A 21,135-nucleotide genomic window follows, 5' to 3' on the forward strand; every position below is an offset into this window, starting at 1 on the left:
ATTACGTAACCCTGGTGAAGTCTGATGTTCGGTAAAAAACCAGTTGAGAGCGAAAGCGTCAACAAGGCGGTCGCAAAGGCTGTCAACTACGAGATCAGCATCGCTGATCTGGCGCGCCGCAGCGAGCGTCGCGCATGGTGGGTGGCATTCGGCGCGATCGTCATGTGCCTGCTGCTGGGCGGCGGCTATTACTACATGTTGCCGTTGAAGGAGAAGGTGCCTTACTTGGTGATGGCCGACGCCTACACCGGCACTGCGACGGTCGCCGTCCTGCAGAACACTGGTGAAGTGCGCAACATCACCGCAAGCGAGGCGCTGGCCAGGAGCAACGTGTCGCGCTTCATTACGGCTCGCGAGTCCTACGATTTCGAGATGATGGGACTCAACGACTGGAATACCGTCTTTGCGATGTCTGAGAAGGACGGGGCTGTTGCCAACGAATACCGGGCGCTGCATGCGCCGAACAATCCGTCTGCGCCTTATTTCATCTATGGCAAGGTCAGGTCAATTCGAGTCAACATCCTGAGCATCACCTTGCTGGGCGGCGCCGGCAAGCCCTACACCGGTGCCAATGTCCGTTTCCAGCGCAGCATCTACGACAAGAAGTCGGGGCAGACCACGTTGCTGGACAACCGGTTCGCAATCATGGGTTTCCGTTACAACGGTAACCTGGCCATGTCCGACAACCTGCGCATCGAGAATCCGCTCGGTTTCCAGGTGACCGATTACCGCGTCGACACGGACTACGCGTCGATTCCCGCGCCACCGCCGGCCGCGTTCCAGGCGCCGGCAACCCAGGCGGCGCCGGCAACCCAGGCGGCGCCAGCCACCGCGCCGAACGTGCCCGCCGGCCAGCAGCTCATGCCCGGACAGGTGCCTGGTCAACCGGTGCCGCAGCCGGCGGCTCCCGGTGCGAATGGGGCGGTGATGCCCGCTCAGCAGCAGGCTCCGGTGATGAACGCTGCGGGCGTGCCCGTCTACCCAGGCACGCAACCCGCTCCGGTGGCGCCCGCGCCGAACGCTGCACCTCAGAACAATGGCAATGGAGCGAACGTTAGATGAGTTTCATGACTAAAAACGGCTCGGTGCAGATTGCGCTGCTGGCCTTGGCTTTGGTTGCGCCGCTCGCGTCCGCTCAGGTTGTCCAGCAATACGAGTATGAAGCGGACAAGATCTACCAGGTACGTACCGGCCTCGGTATCACGACCCAGGTGGAGCTGAGCCCGAACGAGAAAATCCTCGACTACAGCACCGGTTTCACCAGTGGCTGGGAATTGAGCCGTCGCGAGAACGTCTTCTATTTGAAGCCGAAGAACGTCGACGTCGATACCAACATGATGATTCGCACCGCGACCCATTCCTATATTCTGGAATTGAAGGTCGTGGCGACGGATTGGCAGCGGCTGGAGCAGGCCAAGCAGGCCGGCGTCCAGTACAAGGTGACCTTCGTCTATCCGAAGGACACCAGTTTCGCCGCTGCCAGCGAAGAGGTGAAGGACGAGTCCCAGATCGACACCAGGCTGTCCAAGGACCGGCGCTATTACTTCGACTACGACTACTCGACGCGCTCGAAGCAAACGTGGATCGTGCCCAACAGCGTGTACGACGACGGCAAGTTCACCTATATCAAAATGGATCTCACCAGGTTCCCCACCGGTAATTTTCCGGCCGTGTTTGCCCGCGAGAAGGAAAACGATGAGGATTTCTTGGTCAATACGACGGTCGAGGGCAATACGCTGATCGTCCACGGGACCTATCCTTTCCTGGTTGTCCGCCACGGCAAGAATGTTGTCGGCTTGCGTAGGAATAAGCAAAAGTGAACTCGAACATACCTCCGTCTGACGAAAATAACGGCCGCACCGACGGCCAGCCTCCTCGTTCTCCGCAAGGCGGGGAGATCGGCAGCGAAAATCCCTATTTCGCCCGGCAACAGCAAACGGCGGATCCCGATCTCGATGCCAACGAGCCGGTCCTGAGGTCCAGCGACCTGCAAAAGCTCAACCGCAAGGCGCTGCTGTTCTTGGGCGGCATTGCGTTGTTGTTGATCGTGGCCGTTTTCTGGCTGATCAGTGGAAATGACTCGAAAGAGCCGCCACCGAAGCCGCGCCAGGAAGCCGTAGTGGCCCCCGCGCTTCCGCAAACTGCGGCGCCGTTGCCGACGCAACCTGCCGAGCCTGTGCCTTTGGCGCAAGAGCAGAACCTTCCGCCATTGCCGCCGATGCCAACCGACAACGAGATCCGGACGGCACCTGTTGCGCAGGAGCGGGGGCCGTCGCTGCTCGATCGGCGCATGGCAGGGCTGCAGGATTCGGCGCCGGCGGGTGGCGGCCAGCCGGGACTGGGCGGCATGCTGCCTCCTGGAGGTCAGCAGCAGCCCGGGGCAGACCAGGAAGAAGTGACGTCGGCGAAGCCGATCGCCAATCCTGATGGCTTGCTGGTGCGCGGCACCTATATCCGGTGCGTGCTCGAAACGCGGATCATCAGCGATTTCGCCGGTTACACGTCTTGCATCATCACGGAGCCGGTGTACTCGATCAATGGCCGGCGTTTGCTGTTGCCGAAGGGTTCCAAGCTGTTGGGCAAGTACGATTCGGTCGAGCCGACCGGGCCGCGGATGGAGGTTGTCTGGGACCGGATCACCACCCCCACCGGCATCGATGTGACGCTGATGGGGCCCGGTATCGACAATCTCGGCAGCGCCGGCCACCCGGGCAAGTACAACGCGCATTGGGCCAGCCGCATCTCTTCCGCCTTGATGATCAGCATGCTGAGCGACGCGTTCAAATGGGCCGCCGCCGAACATGGTCCGGAAACCACCACGGTGGGGCTCAATTCGGGACTGGTGACCGAGCAGCCGTACGAAAGCAACACGGCGCGGACCGTGCAGCGCATGGCCGACCAGGCGCTGGAGCGCTCGGGTCGTCGTCCTGCCACCGTGACGATCAACCAGGGCACCGTGGTCAACGTCTATGTCGCAAAAGACGTGGATTTCACTGCCGTGCTTTCCCGCTGACGCCGACGAGATAGACACGTGACGCTCGACGACTCGCCGACTGCGCAGATATCCACGGATTTCCTGGATTACCAGTATTCGGTGCTGGGCATCCTGGACTATCTGAATTCGCCGGAAGTGACGGAAATATGCATCAACCGTCCCGGCGAACTGTATCTGGAGACGCTGCGCGGCTGGCAGAAACTGGATATCCCATCGCTGACCTTCGATCGTGCACGCCAGTTCTGTACCGCGGTAGTCAACGAGAGCAATACGGGTCAGCGCATCACTGATACCGATCCGGTCGTGTCGCTGACCTTCCCGACCGGACAGCGTGCGCAGTTCGTCATCCCGCCTGCCTGCGATGCGGGCAAGGTGTCGATCACGATCCGCTTGCCGTCCAAGCACACCAAGACCCTGGAGCAGTATCAGGAGGATGGATTTTTCCGGGAGATCCTGGAGCAGGAAGCCGGCATCAGCGAGCAGGATCGCGAATTGCTGGAGTTGCGCAAGCAGCGCAACTATTCGGAGTTTTTCAAGAAGGCCGTTCTGTTCAAGAAGAATGTGGTTGTCGCCGGTGCCACCGGCAGCGGCAAGACCACGTTCATGAAGTCGCTGGTGAACCATATTCCCAACGAAGAGCGCCTGGTCACCATCGAAGACGCCCGCGAGCTGTTCATCAGTCAGCCCAATACCGTGCATTTGCTCTACTCGAAAGGCGGACAAAGCGCGAGTAACGTAACGGCAAAGAGCTGCATGGAAGCGTGCCTGCGCATGAAGCCCGACCGCATCATCCTGGCCGAGTTGCGCGGCGACGAGTCGTTCTATTTCATCAGAAATTGCGCGTCCGGCCACCCGGGTTCGATCACCAGTTGCCACGCCGGCAGCATCGGCCAGACCTGGGATCAGCTGGCGCTGATGGTCAAGGCATCGGCGGAAGGTTCGGGGCTTGAGTTCTCGGTCATCAAGCGTCTGCTGATGATGACGATCGATATCGTGGTCCATATTAAATCGCATGCGGGGCGTCGCTATATCACGGGTATCGATTTCGATCCGGAGCGCACCCTTCACGGAAGCAAGTGAATTTGTTCACGAAGGTGATTGCTGAAGCTGTGCCAGATTGACTTTGATTTTCTCTTCAGTCACTATTAATTTGCGTGATCTGTGATTGCATGGTTCTCAGGCCGGCAATCGACGGATATAGGAGGAACGACGGCATGTTGCCAGGCATGGAACTACTGAGCTGTCCCGAAATGGCGGTTCCGGCTGAAGTGATGCAGCACGTCGTGCGCGTCGAGTCGTCGCACAATCCGTTCGCGATCGGGGTCGTGGGTGGCCGTCTGGTGCGCCAGCCGCAAAATCTCTCCGAGGCCGTTGCCACGGCGCGGATGCTCGAGGACAAGGGCTACAACTTCTCTCTTGGCCTGGGCCAGGTCAACCGCTACAACTTGGTCAAGTACGGACTCGACTCGTACGAGAAAGCGTTCAAGGCGTGCCCCAACCTGCAGGCCGCGTCCAAGATCCTGGCCGAGTGCTACGGCCGATCCGGCGGCAATTGGGGCAAGTCCTTCAGTTGCTATTACTCGGGCAACTTCGAGACCGGCTACAAGCACGGCTACGTGCAGAAGGTCTATGCATCCATCAATCAAGGCCGGGCCATTGCTGCCGCAGATGCCATCCCGGTCGTGCCGAACGGGGTGCGTCGTCCGGCGCAGGCCGCCAAGGCGTCCGTCGTGCGCGAACTGGATTCGGTCGTTTCGCGCCGCATCGCCGGTGCCAACCAGCTTGCCAACGGTTTGGCGGCTCAGTCCCAGTCATCCGCGTACTATCCGGCTGCTGCAACCATGGCGCCGGCTCAGGCATCACTCAATCCCGCTGGTCGCTTGCCCAATCCCGTGGCGAACGCCTCGGCGCAAGTGGGTCAGGCGGCTGATGCCAATGCAGAACTGTATGTAATACGCCCGACAAGCGCCGGCAAAGGAGTGGCGGTGCCTGCTGGTGGCGGAGCCGATCCAGCTTCGCAAGCATCTGTGGGCAGGGCTTCGGCCCAGGGTCGCCCCGCAGAGCCGGCCGTCCCAAGCTTGAATTCGCCACCGCCGCCCCCCGGCGACGGTGCCTTTGTGTTCTAGCGTAGGGAGCAGCACCGCCATGGGAATGGCGTTTCGATCACAACCCCTCTGTTCCAATCAGGAGATACACCATGATGTCCAAGAAGAGCGAAATGACCGCGAATGCCAAGGTTGCCGGCATGGCTGCGCTGAAGGCTGCCATTTTCGTGACCACCTTGCTGGTTGCCGGTACTGCCATGGCCGGTGGCGGCGGCGCTGACTATGCCGGTACCGACGGCAAGGTCTGCGGCTTCCTGAGCAAGACCAACAACCTGCTCAACATGGGTTCCGTCGCCGTCGTCACGATTGCAGTCATCATCGCCGGCTACCAGATCGCGTTCGCCCACAAGCGCATTTCCGAAGTCTCTCCGATCCTGATCGGTGGCGTGTTGATCGGCGCGGCGGGTCAGCTCGCCAACATGCTGATCGGCGATACCGGCCAGACCTGCAACGCCACCAGCATGCATGTCGTTCAGCAGGTGATTCAGCACTATGCATAAAAACGTACTCTTCCGCGGCTGCACGCGCCCTGCGATGTTTTTGGGGGTGCCGTACATCCCTTTCTTCATCGGTGCGGGCACGGGCTTGCTGATGGGGATGTACTTCGACTTGTGGTACCTCTTGCTCATTCCGGTGATCGTCTTTGTGATGCAGCAGATGACCAAGCGGGACGAGATGATATTCAGAATGCTTGGGTTACGCTGGATGTTCAGGGTGCGGGTACGCAACCTGCAGCGCTACTCTGGTGCATGGGTGTTCTCTCCCAACGAATATCGGAGAAACGTGCCTGGTGCCAAGCGCTAGGTTCTGTTGGTGTCAGCGACTTGACCCCATGCACGAACGATTCGTTTCGTGCATGGGGTTGTTCGGTTTTACTGCATTGCCCAACTGGCTGATGTTTTTTGGCAGACAGGTGTTCGACCACTCCCGATTCGTCCGAATCGGACCTTGGCAAGACGAAATGGATTCAGGGTAATTCCACTATGTTCATCCCAGATACTTCGATCAGCGAGTTCATCTCCATCTCCACGCACGTGGCGCCCTCGGTGCTCAAGACGACGGGTGGGGACTACATGTTGACCTGGCATCTGGGCGGACTGCCGTTCGTCGGCCGCGAGGAGTGGGAAATCGAGCATCGCCACAACACGTTCAACCGGATGCTGCAGACTCTGCGCGCGCCGGATTTTGCCAACGTGGCGTTCTGGGTTCACGATGTGCGTCGGCGCCGTCGTATCAACTCTCGTGGCAAGTTCCGCCAGGTATTCAACCAGGAGCTGTCGGAACGCTATTACAGCGCGCTGTCGTCGCAGAAGATCATGCAGAACGAGCTGTATCTGACCATGATCTATCGCCCGGTGGTGACCGGGAAGCGCCTGATGGAGAAGTCGGCGAATCTGGCGCAGCTGCAGTCCGAGCAGGATCAGTCCATCGCCAAGATTCTCGAGCTGGTCGGTAATGTCGAAGCCGTACTCAAGGACTATTCTCCCTACCGGCTGAGCATGTACGAGGCCAGTAATGGCGTCGTGTTTTCCGAAGCGCTCGAATTCTTCGGCTATCTGATCAACCGGATCGACGAGCCGGTACCGGTCCTGCAAGCGCCCGTGCCGGCGTATCTGCCGGTGAGCAAGCATATGTTCGCCAACAAGACCGGCGACTTCGTCATCAAGACGCCCGACGGCACCAATCATTTCGGCGCCATCCTGAACATCAAGGAATACACCGACGGCACCTATCCAGGCATCCTGAATGGCTTGAAGTACCTGGATTTCGAGTATGTGGTGACCCATTCCTTCAGTCCGATGGGGCGCCACGACGCCTTGAAGGTGCTGGATCGGACCAAGGGCATGATGATCTCGTCGGGTGACAAGGCGGTCAGCCAGATCCATGAGCTGGACTTGGCGATGGATCAGCTGTCATCGGGCAATTTCGTGTTGGGCGAGTACCACTTCACCATCGCGGTCTATGCCGACACCCAGGAGAAGCTGTCGCAGCAGATTGCGACCACCCGTGCCGAGCTGTCCAATGCTGGGTTCGTGTCCTCCAAGGAGGATCTGGCGATCGCGTCGTCCTTTTATTCGCAGCTTCCAGGCAACTGGAAGTACCGCACGCGCCTGGCCAACGTCAGTTCGCTGAACTTCCTGGGCCTGTCGCCGCTGCACAACTTCGCCCAGGGCAAGCGCGACAACAATCCCTGGGGCGAATGCGTCACCACGCTGCAGACGACCAATGGCCAGCCGTATTATTTCAATTTCCATGCGACCCATCCGGCGGAGAATTCGCTGGGCGAGAAAGCCATCGCCAACACGATGGTCATCGGTAAATCCGGTACGGGTAAGACCGCGCTAATCAACTTCCTGCTCAGTCAGGTACAAAAGTTCGATCCTTCGCCGACGATTTTCTTTTTCGACAAGGATCGCGGCGCCGAGATTTTCGTGCGCGCCTGTGGCGGCAATTATCTCGCCCTGGAAAATGGTCGGCCCACCGGTTTCAATCCGTTCCAGTGCGAGCGCAGCGAAGCCAACGTGCAATTCCTGGCGGACATGATCAAGGTGCTCGCAGGCAAGGCCGAATACACCTCGCGCGACGACGAGGACATCTTCCGCGCCGTCGAGGGCATGCTCGATACCCCGATGCAGCTGCGCAGCATGACCAATTTCCGCAAGAGCCTGCCGAACATGGGCGACGACGGCCTGTATGCGCGCATGCGCAAGTGGACCGCGGGCAATTCGCTGGGCTGGGTGTTCGACAACCCGGTCGACACCATCGACCTGGAAAAAGCCAACATCATCGGCTTCGACTACACCGACGTCATCGACAACCCGGAAGTGCGCGTCCCGGTCATCAACTACCTGTTGCACCGGCTCGAGGCCTTGATCGACGGGCGCCCGCTGATCTACGTGATGGATGAATTCTGGAAGATCCTGGACGGCAAGGGCGGTCTCAAGGAGTTCGCCAAGAACAAGCAGAAGACCATCCGTAAGCAGAATGGCTTGGGCATCTTCGCCACTCAGAGCCCGGAGGATGCGCTGGCCAGCGACATTTCGGCGGCGTTGGTCGAGCAGACTGCGACGATGATCCTGCTGCCGAACCCGAATGCGAGCAAGGAAGACTACATGGAAGGCCTCAAGTTGACCGAGGCCGAATATCAGGTCGTGGTCAATCTGGACGAGCGCTCGCGTTGTTTCCTGGTCAAGCAGGGCCATGGCTCGTCGGTGTGCCAGCTCAATCTGCGCGGCATGGACGATGCGCTGGCGGTCATCTCCGCGTCCACCGACAACATCGAAATCATGCACCAGGTGCTGGAGCAGAAGGCCGCGGAGCACGGGGTGATGCCGAACGACTTGCGGCCCGAGCAATGGCTCAACGAGTTCTATGCCAAGCGCAAGGGATCGGGCAAGGCAAGCAAACCCTCGGCGTCGGACAGCAAGGGCGCCACCGCGCTCGCGTGACCGATGCAACTTTTGGAAGTCGCTTCTTTCCACATGACTGGCTGTGAGGTCTATATGGACAAATACATGAAATCCTCTGCTCGATTCCGTCTGCTCGCTATCGCGTGCGTCCTCTGCGCATCGGCTCCGTCGACCGCGCTCGCGCAGTGGTGGGTGCAGGACGACGAGCAGATCAAAGAGAACAAGACCAACACCGAGACGATCGACAAGAAGCTCGACAAGATCCGCAAGGACAACGAGATCGGCCCCAAAAGTTCCGGCGAGAAGCCGAGCGGCGAGGAAGTCGAGAAGCTGAGCGACGAGATGAAGCCGAAGAAGATCGACGCGAATTATGGCGTCGCAGCGTGCGCTACCTCGACCAAGGGCACGCCGGTGCAGGACAAGCAGAAGCAATCCTGCGAGCTGATCCAAAAGACGAGGAACGCACAGTACAACTACATGGTCGCCATGTATGAGATCACCACCAAGCGCCTTGAGCGCCTGCGCGCTTTGGAGAAAGAGCGTTCGGAGATCGAAACGACCCAGATCGGCAAGCTGGAGGACAACACCAACAAGCTGATCGCGCTCAAGACATTGATGGATATCGATCGTCAGCAGATGGAGTCGGCGATGTTCGCCTACGAGGTGCGCCTCAAGTATCTGATGACTCAACAGTCCGCCGAAACGAAATCGGCAATGACCGGCAAAGAAGTGCAGCCCGATGGCGGCGGCTTCCTCGGTTCGCTAACCGGCACGATCAAGGACATGGCCCAGGCCGCTGTGGCCGGCGTGGTGATGAAGGGGGCGCTGGAGGGTGTCAAATCTGACAAGCCCCAGGGAATGAGCACGTTGAGCCTGGAAAAGTAGCCGAGCAATCTTGAATACGACTGGTCCGCGAGGCTCTTCGGGGCCCGTGGATCAATCAAGTCAAACAGGTTTCCTGCAGGGAAGGTCGATATGTTTTTTTGGGCGGAAGAGTTTTTTTTGGAAGCAGTCAGCTTGAAGGGGCGAGCCAATGCTTGATTCATTCCTCGGGAATATGGCGAATTATGCCTTCTTCTCGCTTATCAACGATTATCTGCGTGATGAGATCGACATCTTCCAATGGACGCTCTTGCAGCGAACCACCATATGGATGGGTGCCGTTGCGCTGACCGTGCTGACGCTTTGGATCTTGATCCAGGGGTACCGTGTCGCGACCGGGCAGATGCGCGAGTCCGCCATGTCGCTGGTCGTGACCGCGTTGCGCGCGACCTTGATCATCGCGCTGGCGACCAGCATGGCGGCGGGCTCGTCGCGTCTGTACTGGACGCTGACGGACGGGTTGAGCAGTGAGATCACGCAAGTGGTCACCGGCGACGACGACAGTCCCTACGACAAGATCGACAGGAATCTACTGTTGATGCAGACCGCGTTGGCGAGCATCGACGCGCTGCAGGCCGGCGGGAGCGATGAGGGCGAGGCCGACAAGAACCGGGCGCGTTGGTTTATGGGACTGGGCATTGCCGGTCCTGGCGTGGTCGCGGGTTCGATGTTGCTGCTGAACAAGATCGCCATGGCCCTGTTCGTGGGCTTTGGGCCGTTGTTCATCATGAGTCTGCTATTCAACGCCACGAAGCAGCTCTTTAGCAAGTGGCTCTACTACGGCATCGGCACGGTGTTTTCGCTGGCAGTGCTGAGCGTAATGGTCGCGATAGCGACGAAGGTCGTGGGTGCGGTCGCACTCGCCTTCGTGACGAAGTGGGCCATGAGCGGTTGGAGTCTGAGCGGAGAGGGCGTTAGCAGCATGTCGCTGCAACAAGGAGGACTGGGTTTGGTGATGACCACGTTGATCGTGACGGCGCCTCCCATGGCGGCTTCGTTCTTCCAGGGCGTCCTCGGCCAGTTCAGCCCGTACTCGGCGATGGGTGGTGGAGGCGCTGTGCCGGCCGGGCCGGGTGGCTCGTATGTACCTCGTCAAGCGCAAGGCACCTCAGATATTGGGCAGGCGCAAGTCCAGAATAACGGTGTGGGTGCTAATCCACTCAATAATTATGGTAGTAGGATTGCAGGTTCCGACACTCCTGATGTCAACTATAATAATAGGAATATGGGACTCGCTGGAAGGAAGCCCGGTGACAATGTCGGATAATAGCTTTCTCTGAGGTGGTGCGTATGAAGTATCTTCTGTCTTTATTTTTATGCGCCTCAGCTTCTTTTGCCGGATGCGCCTTGGCTCAAACCGCGTGTCCGGTTGGTACTACTCCAGGAAGTGCGACATGCGGACCTTCGACTAGCTATGCAGAACCCCCACCTCCCCAGCCCGCTGGGGAGTGGGATAGTAGGTTTGGTGCGATTGCTGCCGATATGTCTACTTCTGGCAATACCGGAGTGGCTGCCAATAAGGCCTCGAAAGAAGATGCTATAAATGACGCATTGGAGAAGTGTAGATCTCTTGGTAGCGTCAATTGCGGTATTGTAATGTCTTATTCTAACCAGTGTGTCGCCATACTTGCTCCCGCGGTTAATGGGGTGGAGCGCGGGGGTTCCCCGGTAACCAGGCCGGGTAGGAGTATGGAAATAGCGGCTGCGATTGCTGAGAAGGATTGTAAGAAGGCTAATAAGTCTTCAGAATGTATCGTAATTTATTCTGCTTGCAGCATGCCTGTGTTTCGTCACTATTAGTAAGTCTGATTGAGCCAGTTCAGCCCGTATTCGGCGTAGGGTGCTGGTTCCGGTATTGCTGTTGTGCCGGGTGGTGTCTGCGTGCCTCGACAACTGGCTGCGGATCGACAAATTCTGGCTTGCAAAAATACTGGTAGTCGATTTGCTGGCACTCAGGAGAGCAGTTGGAGTAGTAAGAAGTTGGACGCTTTGCTAAGCGTCTACTAATTCGTCCAGTCAATTAGCAATTCATGTTGCTTGTGGTGATTTGAGTTTGAGAATGATGATTTAATTTAAAAAAATATATTAATTTTTTCATCTCATAATTCGTTCGTGGCACTTTAACAGCTGGCTCTACTACGGCATCGGCACGGTGTTTTCGCTGGCAGTGCTGAGCGTAATGGTCGCGATAGCGACGAAGGTCGTGGGTGCGGTCGCACTCGCCTTCGTGACGAAGTGGGCCATGAGCGGTTGGAGTTTGAGCGGAGAGGGCGTTAGCAGCATGTCGCTGCAACAAGGAGGACTGGGTTTGGTGATGACCACGTTGATCGTGACGGCGCCTCCCATGGCGGCTTCGTTCTTCCAGGGCGTCCTCGGCCAGTTCAGCCCGTACTCGGCGATGGGTGGTGGGGGCGCTGCTGTACCGGCGGGTCCGGGCGGGTCTTATGTGCCGAGACAGCAATCAGCAGATTCTACAAATCAAGTTGCTACCCAGCAGGATTACACCAGCGCTGGGCGAGTCTCAGGTTCCCAAGCTGCAACCAATGAAACCGGCCAAGGAAAAATGGGCAAGTTCTCTGGGAACTCGTGAACGGCCTTTTCGAGAACCTTTATGATTATTAGAATTTTTCCGCTTTTTTTTCTTTCTGCATTTGGAAGTGTTGCGTTTGCTCAAACTGCATGCCCAGTTGGGGTCGCTCCAGGCTCTGCTACGTGTGGCCCTTCTCCGGGTGTCGAAATGCAACAACCCCCGCCTACTCCTTCGGGGGAGTGGCTCAAAACTTGGGGGGCTGTGGCGAGTAACAAAAGTGGCGATATAGGACTCAGTTCCGGGCGCGCCACAAAGCAAGATGCCGAGGCCGTGGCGATAGAGAAATGCGAAGATTGGAACACTGGTCATTGCAAAATTGACTTGTCTTACAGGAACCAGTGTGTTGCGGGTGCGACAGCGACAACAGGAAAAGGTGGGGCTGTTTCTAGCGCGGCGACCGTGAAGCTGGCTGAATCAATGGCGTTGTCAAATTGTTCGAATCAAGGTTCGAAGAATTGTAAAATTTTATTTTCAGAGTGTTCTAAACCTGTATTCAGGAAGTATTGATCGCGTACTGCATGCTGCCGATGTGCCGGATTAATCCTAGGGTATGCAAACTTAGGGTTGAAGATGAGTGCCTCGAAGCACAGGCTGATCTACTGCCTTGGATTGTTGCTACCTTTATGCTTCCTGTCGTTTGCGTGGCGCAGACGGCTTGCCCCGTTGGCACAACGCCTGTGTCGGCGACGTGCGGGCTCTCCGGCGTCGGCGAGATCGCCACTCAACCGAGGCCTATCGGCGTAGTGAATCAAGACCTGGGGCACCCGAGTTCAGATCCTGTTTTCAGGAAGTTCTGAACGCCGGGTGCATTGGCTAGGCATTGAAGACCGATGGTCGTTGCCTCGTGGGATTTTTGCTCAGTTTCGTCTTGCCTTTCGCGCGCCAACAGTTACGCGGTAGCAGTCGGCGGTCTCTACTTACGGCAATCTGATGACCTGCGCGCTCAGTCTGTCCTCTGGCAGTGTGACTTATGTACGTTGCGGCGGTTGCCGGCTGGCAGATGCCCGCCATGATGTGAATACGTATGCAGGGCCGACTGCAATTCATGCTTGGACGCTACCCTAACGCAGCTTTCCGCGTGCCCACTGCGCACGCGTTTTCTGCCCGAAGGGGGGCGTTGCATGACTCAGGCTCCATGGTGGCGCGGTGCCGTCATCTATCAGATTTATCCGCGTAGCTTTCTCGATGCGAACGGCGATGGGATCGGCGATCTGCCGGGCATCGTGCGGAAGCTGGACTACATCGCTGCGCTCGGGGTGGATGCGATCTGGATTTCGCCGTTCTTCAAGTCACCGATGGCCGATTTTGGCTACGACATCGCCGACTATCGCGAGGTCGATCCCCTGTTCGGCACGATGGACGATTTCGATCGGTTGCTGGCCAGGGCGCATGCGCTTGGCCTGAAGGTGATGATCGATCAGGTGCTCAGCCATACGTCGGTGGAGCATGCGTGGTTCAAGGAAAGCCGCCAGAGCCGGGACAATCCCAAGGCCGATTGGTACGTGTGGGCGGACGCGCGCGAGGACGGTACGCCGCCGAACAACTGGATGTCGATCTTCGGCGGCGTCGCCTGGCAATGGGAGCCGCGCCGCGGCCAGTACTACCTGCACAATTTCCTGGCGTCGCAGCCGGACCTGAACTTCCACAATCCCGAGGTGCAGCAGGCCACGCTGGACAATGTGGAGTTCTGGCTTGCGCGCGGGGTGGACGGTTTCCGGCTGGATGCGATCAATTTCTGCTTCCACGATCCGATGCTGCGGGACAATCCGCCCAAGCCGCTGGAAAAGCGGGTGGGGCGGGGCTTCAGTCCTGACAATCCGTATGCGTTCCAGTACCACTACTACAACAACACGCAGGCGGAGAACCTGCCGTTCCTGCAGAAGCTGCGCGGCCTGCTCGATCGCTATCCGGGGACGGTGAGCCTGGGTGAGATCTCGTCGGAGGATTCGCTCGCCACCACCGCCGAGTACACGCGGGCCGGGCATCTGCACATGGGCTACAGCTTCGAGTTGCTGACCGACGATTTCAGCGCGGGGTACATCCGCGAGACGGTGTCGCGGCTCGAGGTGGCGATGACCGAAGGCTGGCCGTGCTGGGCGATCTCCAACCACGACGTGCAGCGCGCGGTGTCGCGGTGGGGAAGGGGCGCGGAAACGCCGGCGTTCGCGCGCCTGCTGGTCGCGATGCTGTGCTCGCTGCGCGGTTCGGTGTGCGTCTACCAGGGCGAAGAGCTGGGCTTGGGCGAGGCCGAGGTGCCGTTCGAGGCATTGCAGGATCCATACGGCATCGCGTTCTGGCCCAGCTTCAAGGGTCGCGACGGATGCCGCACGCCGATGCCGTGGGACGGCAGCGCGCACGCGGGGTTCAGTGAAGGCAAGCCTTGGCTGCCTGTGGCGCTGGCGCACCGTGCGCAGTCGGTGGCGGCGCAGCTGGCCGATCCGCAGTCGGTGCTGATCGCGTTCCAGCAGTTCCAGGCCTGGCGCAAGCAGCATGTGGCCTTGCGCGAAGGCGACATCGTGTTCGTCGAGACCGCCGAGCCGGTGCTGATGTTCATGCGCCGGCATGCGCAGCAGACGTTGTTGTTGGCGTTCAATCTTTCCGCGGAAGCGGCCGAGGTGGCGCTGCCCGCGGGGCGATGGCAAGCCCTGACGGTGCCGGGCGTCGATGCCGGCGAGAGCGATGGCGGCCTGCGCCTGCCCGGTTACGCGATGATGTGCATGGAAGGCACCTAGGCGTCCGGAGTCCGCGGCTCCACTGCGGTTTCGTCGCGAGTCGGGCGCCGTTCGTTGATCCGGGGCATGACAGGCCTGCAACGAGATGGCACCGCCCGACGCATTGCAGCAGTTGCGCGGCCGCTGGCAGGGCGGCGATGAACTGCCCGTGTGTGCTGGATCCACGTGCTCCGGTCACGCGACCGAACGTCGAAACCGCCGTTGGCATCGAAGATGTGAACGCCCTGCCGGTCGGGCGTTCACGGCGTTCCCGTTCGCCAACCGTTCCTGAAAGTGCTGTCCTCTATCTGGCGCGACGGAGAATCTTCCGCGTGAGCGCCGTGTTGCCTCCATGAACGCTGCCATGCATTGGCAGCGAGCCGGGCCGCGAGCGGCGAGCAACGCCGCAGGCAAGCTGGCGGCCAACACATAGGTGTCGATGCCGCCGGCGGCCAGTTGCGACGGGCGCGCCAGCACCATCTGTTCGCCGCGCAGCGACAGCGCGCTTTCGGCGTTGAGTGGCGCCTCCAGCGGCGCGATGCCGCTGGCGAGCAGCATGCGAGCCTTGCGATCCCGGCGAGGCCCTACGACGACTGGGTGCCGAGCTTGAACCTGGCCTTCGTGTTCCCGCACCAGCAGAGCTGCGCTTCGCCCGCCAGTGTCGCGGCGGCCTCGCGAGCGACGTATCGGCCCGGTCTTCCAGTGCGTGGCGGCTGGGTCTGATCGCGACGGCAGCTGTGCGCGCCGGGGCGGTCTCTTCAACATGGCCATATCGCGCCGTCTTGCTGCGTCCAGAGAGTGTGCCCAGGTCGAAACGTGCACGCATCGCCATGCGTTCAGCACCGCCAGCCACGGCGCGCCAATCGGCAATAAAAAAAGCCCGCCGGCATGCCGCCGGCGGGCTCGTTGCAGGCACGGAGGGGTGGCCTAGAACTTGTAGTTCACCCCGAGCACGTAGGTGCGGCCCCACTCGGTGTATTCCAGCGGGCGGTCCTTGCTCCCGGCGTAGGTGCGGTACGGCTCGTTGGTCAGGTTGCTCGCCTGCAGCAGCAGGGTCAGCCCGCTCAAGGTGCTGTGGTCGCCGAAGGTGTAGCTGAGCTGCGCGTCGGTCACGTTCTCGCCGACCACGTAACGCAGGGTGCGGTTGCCGTTGAAGTTGCCGATCTCGCCGATGAAGTCCGAACGCCGGCGCTGGCTGACACGCGCTTCGAAGCCGGCGCGCTCGTAGTAGGCGGTGAAGTTGTACACGCGCTTGGACAGGCCCGGCAGGCTGATCGGATCCGAACCCACGCTGGACGCGCTTTCCGGATCGAGGATCTCGATGTCGCTGTCGTTGAACGTGGCGCTGGCCTGCACGCCGAAGCCGCGCAGGCTGTCGGTCAGCATGTCCAGCGGCAGCGAGGCGGTGAGTTCCAGGCCGCGCAGGGTGCCGCCCTTGCCGTTCTGCGGCGAGGAGAAGGTGCCGATGGTCTGCACCGGGGCGGTCATGCCCGGCGGCACCACATAGCTGGCTACGAGGTCGGAGAAGTCGTAGTCGTCGCGCGACTGCGTGTAGACGTAGCTCTTCAGGTCCTTGTAGAAGATCGCCGCGGCCACGTAGGCCTTTTCGTCGAAGTACTTCTCGTACGACAGGTCGAACGCGGTGGCGCGCCACGGATCCAGCAACGGGTTGCCGCCGCTGCCGCCGGGCCTGCCGGTGGAGGTGTCGACGCCGAACTCCAGGCCGGCGCGCATCTGGTCCACGCGCGGGCGCGCGACCTGCTTGGCGGCGGTGAAGCGTAGGGTCTGCTGGTGCGGGAACATGAAGGCCAGGTTCAAGCTCGGCAGCCAGTCGTTGTAGGTCTTGCCGGCATCGATCGGCAGGACGTTCTGGCCAGCCGGGCGCGAGCGGTCGAAGTAGTTGGACTGCGAGCTCTGGTCGGTGTGCTGCATCTGCACGCCGATGTTGCCGCGCACGACGACCTCGCCGATGTCGGTGTTGATGTTCGCGCGCAGCCAGGCGGTGGTGATCTTCTCCTGCACGGTCCACGACTTCGGGATCAGGTAGTCGAGGTCGGTGACCGGATCGAACGTCATGTAGCGGCCGACGGCGGCCGGGACGTTCCAGGCCGGGATGTAGCCGATGCCGGCGAAGCCCAGGTTGACCGGGTCGTACTGCAGGTCGCTGGCGATGCTGGCATCGCCCTGCGCGCCGAGCAGGATGTTGCCCTCGGCCTGGGTCTTCTGCTTGCGCCGGTCGGCGTAGTTCACGCCCACGTCGATATCGGAGAACCACGACAGCGCCTGCGGCGCCGGCAGCGTTGCCGACAGGCGGCCGCCCTTCAGCCGGTCCTCGACCTGCGGCACCTTGCCGTAGCCGGAGCCGTAGATGGTGTTGGTCAGGAACAGCGCGTCGGGGTTGGAATAATCCAGGCCGGGGCAGATCTGCGAGAAGCCGTTCGGGTTGACCGCGATGCCCACGGTATCCAGCTGCGGCATCGGGGTCAGCTGCAGGTTGTTTTCCAGGTTCAACTCGTCGCGTGTGGCCTTGGAGTAGTTCAGGTCGGCGACGAGCCTGACGTCGCCGACGTTGATCTCGTTGTTCCAGCCGAACGCGTCGATCTTGTCCTTGCGCTTGTTGTACATGCCGCGCACCAGCGGATACACGCCGCTGGCGGTGCCGCCGGTGAAGGTGTTGTCGGCATTGAGCTGCGGATTGCCGATCAGCAGGCCGGGAGTGTAGCCGCCGTTGTAGTTGCTGAGGTTGACCTCGAACTGGTTGGCGGTGTCGATCTGCTCGGCTTCGGTATGGAACGCATCGAAGGTGCTGGTCCAGGCGTTGGACGGGCGGAACTGCACGGTGGCCATCACGCCGTCGCGCTTGTTGTTGCCGGTGCGGCGCAGGGCCTTGATGCCGTCGGAGAAGTAGGTGCCCGGGGCCAGGCCGGGACGGTTGCCGGCGTCGGTGTGCTCGGTGGTCCAGGGTTCGTACAGGCCGACCTGGTTCTCCTGGATCGGGTTGTCGCTGTGCGCGTAGCCGATCGAGATGCCCAGCGTCTTGTCGAGGAACTGGTCGATGTAGCTGGCGCTGAAGCGATTGCCGTATGCGTCGACGTCGGCGGCCTTGCCCAGCGAGGTCTTCTGCAGGCGGCCGCTGACGGCGATCACCCGGTCCGGGAAGCTCAGCGGGCGCACGGTCTGCATGTCGATGGTGCCGGACAGGCCCTGGCCGACCAGCGCCGCGTCGGGGGTCTTGTACACGGTCACGCCGTTGACCAGTTCCGAGGGGTACTGGTCGAATTCGACGCTGCGGTTGTCGCCGGTGCTGACCACCTCGCGGCCGTTGAGCAGGGTGGTGGCGAAGTCGGGCGACAGGCCGCGCACGCTGATCACCTGGGCGCGGCCGGCCACGCGCTGCGCGGCCAGGCCGGGCAGGCGGCCCAGCGATTCGGCGATGCTCACGTCCGGCAGCTTGCCGATGTCCTCGGCCGAGATCGCCTCGACGATGGACGTGGCGTCCTGCTTGACCGCGATCGCGCTCTCGATGCCGCGGCGGATGCCGGTCACCTGGACCTTGTCCAGTTCGGTGACCGGGTCCTGCGCCGGTGCGCCGCTCTGCGTCTCGGACTGTGCGGCGGCCAGCATCGGCGTCATGGCGACGGCCAGCGCCAGCGTCAGCGCATTGCGCTTGTGGTTCAACATTTTCCCCTCCCAGGCAATGTTGTCGTACGAATTTTCTGGTCCGGCACCGCGGCCGGATGTAGGTATCGCGCTGCCGATGGTTCGGTGACGCGACTGCGACGTATGGTAGACATGGCAATCCATCACGAACGTCGCCTGCATACGTATTCACTGGGTTTCATCGCGATGGAATCGATTCCACGATTGCGATGTCGTGTGCGAGGGCCGAGCGCTGCGTGCCGATATCGGAGCGGCATGTGGCGGACTTCGCCGCCGGTGATAAGTGAACGCGATGTGAGAGGTGGCGAGGTTTGAAACCTGCGAATGGGCAGCGCGCGTGAAGGCTGGCGCAGAGGCATTGCGGATGAGGTCTGTCGCGACTGGAGTCGCTCCTATCGCCGCATCAGGCGGCGGCGATCGCGCGCACCCGTTTGGGCGGCAACCGCGCCGCTACCCGTAGCCGATCCATTTGAAATCGGGCATGCCTCAGCGGCGCCGCATCGTATCGCCGCCGGCACCTGCTGCAGCGTCCACCGGCGTGAACCGGATCGCCTGGCCGCCGCCAGGCGCCAGCTTCAGTTGCAGCCGGTCGGCACTGGTGACCTCGCGCTGCTCGCGCACGAAATCGAACGGGTTGTGCCGGTAGTCGGCGGCGTCGCCATCACGGTAGATCTCGGCGCGGTAGCGCACGCCCGGTTCCAGGAACGACAGCGATACCGGCAGCAGGCGGCCGTGTTCGTCGGTGATGCTGCCCAGGTACCAGTCGCGGCTGTGGCGGTCCTTGCGCGCGATGGTCACGTAGTCGCCGACTTCGCCGTCGAGGACGCGGCTGTCGTCCCAGTCCACCGCCACGTCCTCGATGAAGCGGAACGCCTCGCGGTGCTGCAGGTAGTGCTCGGGCAGGTCGGCGGCCATCTGGATCGGGCTGTAGATCGCCACGTAAAGCGCCAGTTGCCGCGCCAGCGTGCTCGGGATCGGCTGGCCGTCGCGGCCCTTCAGGCTGAGGATGCCGGGGGTGTAGTCCATCGGCCCGGCCAGCATGCGGGTGAAGACCAGGTCGACCTCGTGCTCGGGCGGGTTCGGCGGTTGGCCCCAGGCGTTGTACTCCATGCCGCGCGCGCCTTCGCGCGCGAGCCAGTTGGGATAGGTGCGGCGCAGGCCGGTGTCCTTGATCGGCTCGTGCGCGTTGACCGACAGGTGCCGCGCCGCCGCTTCGCGCACCACCTTCAGATGATGCTGCGCCATGAACTCGCCGTCGTGCCATTCGCGCCACAGCGGCCCGCCTGCCGGATTGCGCCGGTCCACCTGGCCGTCGTCGCAGACGTAGCCGGTCTTGAACGTGTCCACGCCCAGGCGCGCGTACAGGTCCAGGGCGGCGTCGAGCTGGTCTTCGTAGTGCTGCACCGCGCAGCCGGTCTCGTGATGGCCGATCAGGCGCACGCCGCGCTCGGCGGCGTAGGCGCTGAGCGCTTCGATGTCGAAGTCGGGCGTGGGCCGGGTGAAGTCGAAGCCGCCGCCGTTGCCGAACCACTCGCCGTTCCAGCCGGGATTCCAGCCCTCCACCAGCACGCCGCGGAATCCGTGCGCGGCGGCGAAGTCGATGTAGCGGCGGGTGTTGGCGGTGGTCGCGCCGTGCTTGGGCCCCGTCGCCCAGGTCTGCTGGTTCAGGTGCATCGACCACCACACGCCCACGTACTTGGCCGGGTGCACCCAGCTCACGTCGCCGAGCGCGTTGGGCTCGTTGAGGTTGAGGATCAGGTCGGAATCGACCAGGCCGCCGGCGCGGTCGGCGATCTGCACGGTGCGCCACGGCGTGTCGAACGGCAGGCTGCGCTTGACCTTCCAGCCCTGCGCCGACGGCGACAGCTGCGCATGCAGGCGCTGGCCGTCGCCGCGGCGCAGCCACATGCCGGCGTAGTCGACCAGGGCGGCCTCGTGCAGGGCGATGTGCAGCCCGTCGCGGCTGCGCAGGGTGATCGGGGTATGCGCCAGCGCGACCTGGTTCAACGGCGTCTGCCGGTACAGGTACTCGTAGTGGATCGGTTCGCCGGCCGGGATCCACCACGCGGTGGCGTCCGGCGCGATGTCGAACTCGGTCAGTTCCTCGTCGATGATCGCCTCGCGCAGGCCCGCTTGCTGCGGGAAGCTGTAGCGAAAACCCAGGCCGTCGTCGTAGACCCGGAACACGACCGCGAAACGGCGCCGCTGGCCGCTGCGCTCGCCCAGCTCCACGCGCAGTTCGTTGTAGCGGTTGCGCACGTAGCGGCGTTCGCCCCACGGCTGCTCCCAGGTCTCGTCGACGCTGCGCGTGGCCTGCGCCAGCACCGCCAGGTCGCGGTCCAGGCGCCCGTCGCGCAACTGGAAGCCCAGCCTGGATTCGCCGATCACGCTGTCGCCCAGGCGCTGCACCCGGTAGCTCGGCTTGCCGCCGTCCAGTTGCAGCGCGACCTGCAGCACCTTGCCCGGCGAATCCATGCTGGCCACCGTCCTGGGGTCGGCGCGCAGCAGCGGTGCAACGCACGACAACGCGGCCGCGAGCAGCAGCGGCAGGCGCCAGGCGCGGCGCCGGTCTGGCATGGCATGACGCTGCGGCATATCCCCTCCCAAGGCGGCCGTGGCACGTGCGGCGACTATAGCGACGCGCCGCCGCGGCGCCGCGGCGCGGGCGATGAATACGTATGCAGATGCGCGCGTCGCGCTGCGGCGCGTCTACCATGTCCGCAGCGCTTCTCGAAGAAGGGGCCGCGACCGCGACGCCGGCATGCCGGCGCTGCGAACCCAC

14 protein-coding genes and 1 pseudogene are annotated in these 21,135 nt (G+C 61.7%); 12 read left to right on the forward strand and 3 right to left on the reverse strand.

The genetic code is table 11. The annotated features are described in order from the left end of the window. Nucleotides 1-24: 24 nt before the first annotated feature. The 12 genes and pseudogenes from OCJ37_RS08125 to OCJ37_RS08180 all read left to right on the forward strand — a co-directional run bounded on the left by OCJ37_RS08125 (nt 25) and on the right by OCJ37_RS08180 (nt 14,714). On the forward strand, nt 25-1,062 hold the full coding sequence (locus OCJ37_RS08125) for a VirB8 family type IV secretion system protein (protein WP_263113155.1): 1,038 nt from the start codon (nt 25-27) through the stop codon (nt 1,060-1,062). Beyond that, nucleotides 1,059-1,820, forward strand: coding sequence for a TrbG/VirB9 family P-type conjugative transfer protein (locus OCJ37_RS08130; RefSeq protein ID WP_263113156.1), 762 nt, complete (start codon nt 1,059-1,061; stop codon nt 1,818-1,820). Before OCJ37_RS08125 ends, OCJ37_RS08130 begins: the two co-directional genes overlap by 4 nt. Then, complete coding sequence (locus tag OCJ37_RS08135; RefSeq protein WP_263113157.1) at nt 1,817-3,013, forward strand: TraB/TrbI/VirB10 family type IV secretion system protein; 1,197 nt, start codon at nt 1,817-1,819, stop codon at nt 3,011-3,013. The genes OCJ37_RS08130 and OCJ37_RS08135 overlap by 4 nt, the downstream gene beginning before the upstream one ends. Nucleotides 3,014-3,031: 18 nt before the next feature. After that, a complete protein-coding gene (virB11, locus tag OCJ37_RS08140; protein ID WP_263113158.1) occupies nt 3,032-4,075 on the forward strand; it encodes a P-type DNA transfer ATPase VirB11 in 1,044 nt (347 codons plus the stop codon). A gap of 146 nt (nt 4,076-4,221) precedes the next feature. Continuing rightward, nucleotides 4,222-5,121: a lytic transglycosylase domain-containing protein gene (locus tag OCJ37_RS08145; RefSeq protein WP_317633222.1), complete on the forward strand. Its 900-nt coding sequence runs from the start codon at nt 4,222-4,224 to the stop codon at nt 5,119-5,121. A gap of 71 nt (nt 5,122-5,192) precedes the next feature. After that, nucleotides 5,193-5,600: a TrbC/VirB2 family protein gene (locus OCJ37_RS08150; RefSeq protein ID WP_263113159.1), complete on the forward strand. Its 408-nt coding sequence runs from the start codon at nt 5,193-5,195 to the stop codon at nt 5,598-5,600. Then, nucleotides 5,593-5,904: a VirB3 family type IV secretion system protein gene (locus tag OCJ37_RS08155; RefSeq protein WP_263113160.1), complete on the forward strand. Its 312-nt coding sequence runs from the start codon at nt 5,593-5,595 to the stop codon at nt 5,902-5,904. Before OCJ37_RS08150 ends, OCJ37_RS08155 begins: the two co-directional genes overlap by 8 nt. Nucleotides 5,905-6,083: 179 nt before the next feature. After that, on the forward strand, nt 6,084-8,549 hold the full coding sequence (locus tag OCJ37_RS08160; RefSeq protein WP_263113161.1) for a VirB4 family type IV secretion/conjugal transfer ATPase: 2,466 nt from the start codon (nt 6,084-6,086) through the stop codon (nt 8,547-8,549). Nucleotides 8,550-8,615: 66 nt separating this feature from the next. After that, the gene (locus OCJ37_RS08165) at nt 8,616-9,395 is read left to right on the forward strand and encodes a hypothetical protein (RefSeq protein WP_263113162.1); all 780 of its coding nucleotides are present in this window, start codon (nt 8,616-8,618) and stop codon (nt 9,393-9,395) included. A 148-nt stretch (nt 9,396-9,543) separates the two neighbouring features. Next, complete coding sequence (locus tag OCJ37_RS08170; protein ID WP_317633223.1) at nt 9,544-10,659, forward strand: TrbL/VirB6 family protein; 1,116 nt, start codon at nt 9,544-9,546, stop codon at nt 10,657-10,659. 852 nt (nt 10,660-11,511) lie between these two features. Further along, nucleotides 11,512-11,982: pseudogene (locus OCJ37_RS08175) on the forward strand (hypothetical protein); the annotation flags it as partial. A gap of 1,121 nt (nt 11,983-13,103) precedes the next feature. Then, nucleotides 13,104-14,714: an alpha-glucosidase family protein gene (locus tag OCJ37_RS08180; RefSeq protein WP_263113623.1), complete on the forward strand. Its 1,611-nt coding sequence runs from the start codon at nt 13,104-13,106 to the stop codon at nt 14,712-14,714. A 174-nt stretch (nt 14,715-14,888) separates the two neighbouring features. Here the strand turns inward: OCJ37_RS08180 and OCJ37_RS08185 are convergent, their stop codons facing one another. The 3 genes from OCJ37_RS08185 to OCJ37_RS08195 all read right to left on the reverse strand — a co-directional run bounded on the left by OCJ37_RS08185 (nt 14,889) and on the right by OCJ37_RS08195 (nt 20,828). Further along, nucleotides 14,889-15,251 (reverse strand): hypothetical protein, encoded by a 363-nt coding sequence (locus OCJ37_RS08185; protein ID WP_263113164.1) that lies wholly within the window; start codon nt 15,249-15,251, stop codon nt 14,889-14,891. A gap of 369 nt (nt 15,252-15,620) precedes the next feature. After that, on the reverse strand, nt 15,621-18,374 hold the full coding sequence (locus OCJ37_RS08190; protein WP_263113165.1) for a TonB-dependent receptor: 2,754 nt from the start codon (nt 18,372-18,374) through the stop codon (nt 15,621-15,623). 465 nt (nt 18,375-18,839) lie between these two features. Next, nucleotides 18,840-20,828, reverse strand: coding sequence for a glycoside hydrolase family 97 protein (locus tag OCJ37_RS08195; protein ID WP_263113624.1), 1,989 nt, complete (start codon nt 20,826-20,828; stop codon nt 18,840-18,842). Nucleotides 20,829-21,135 lie beyond the last annotated feature (307 nt).

This window comes from Xanthomonas sp. AM6, assembly GCF_025665335.1.
GTDB lineage: Bacteria > Pseudomonadota > Gammaproteobacteria > Xanthomonadales > Xanthomonadaceae > Xanthomonas_A.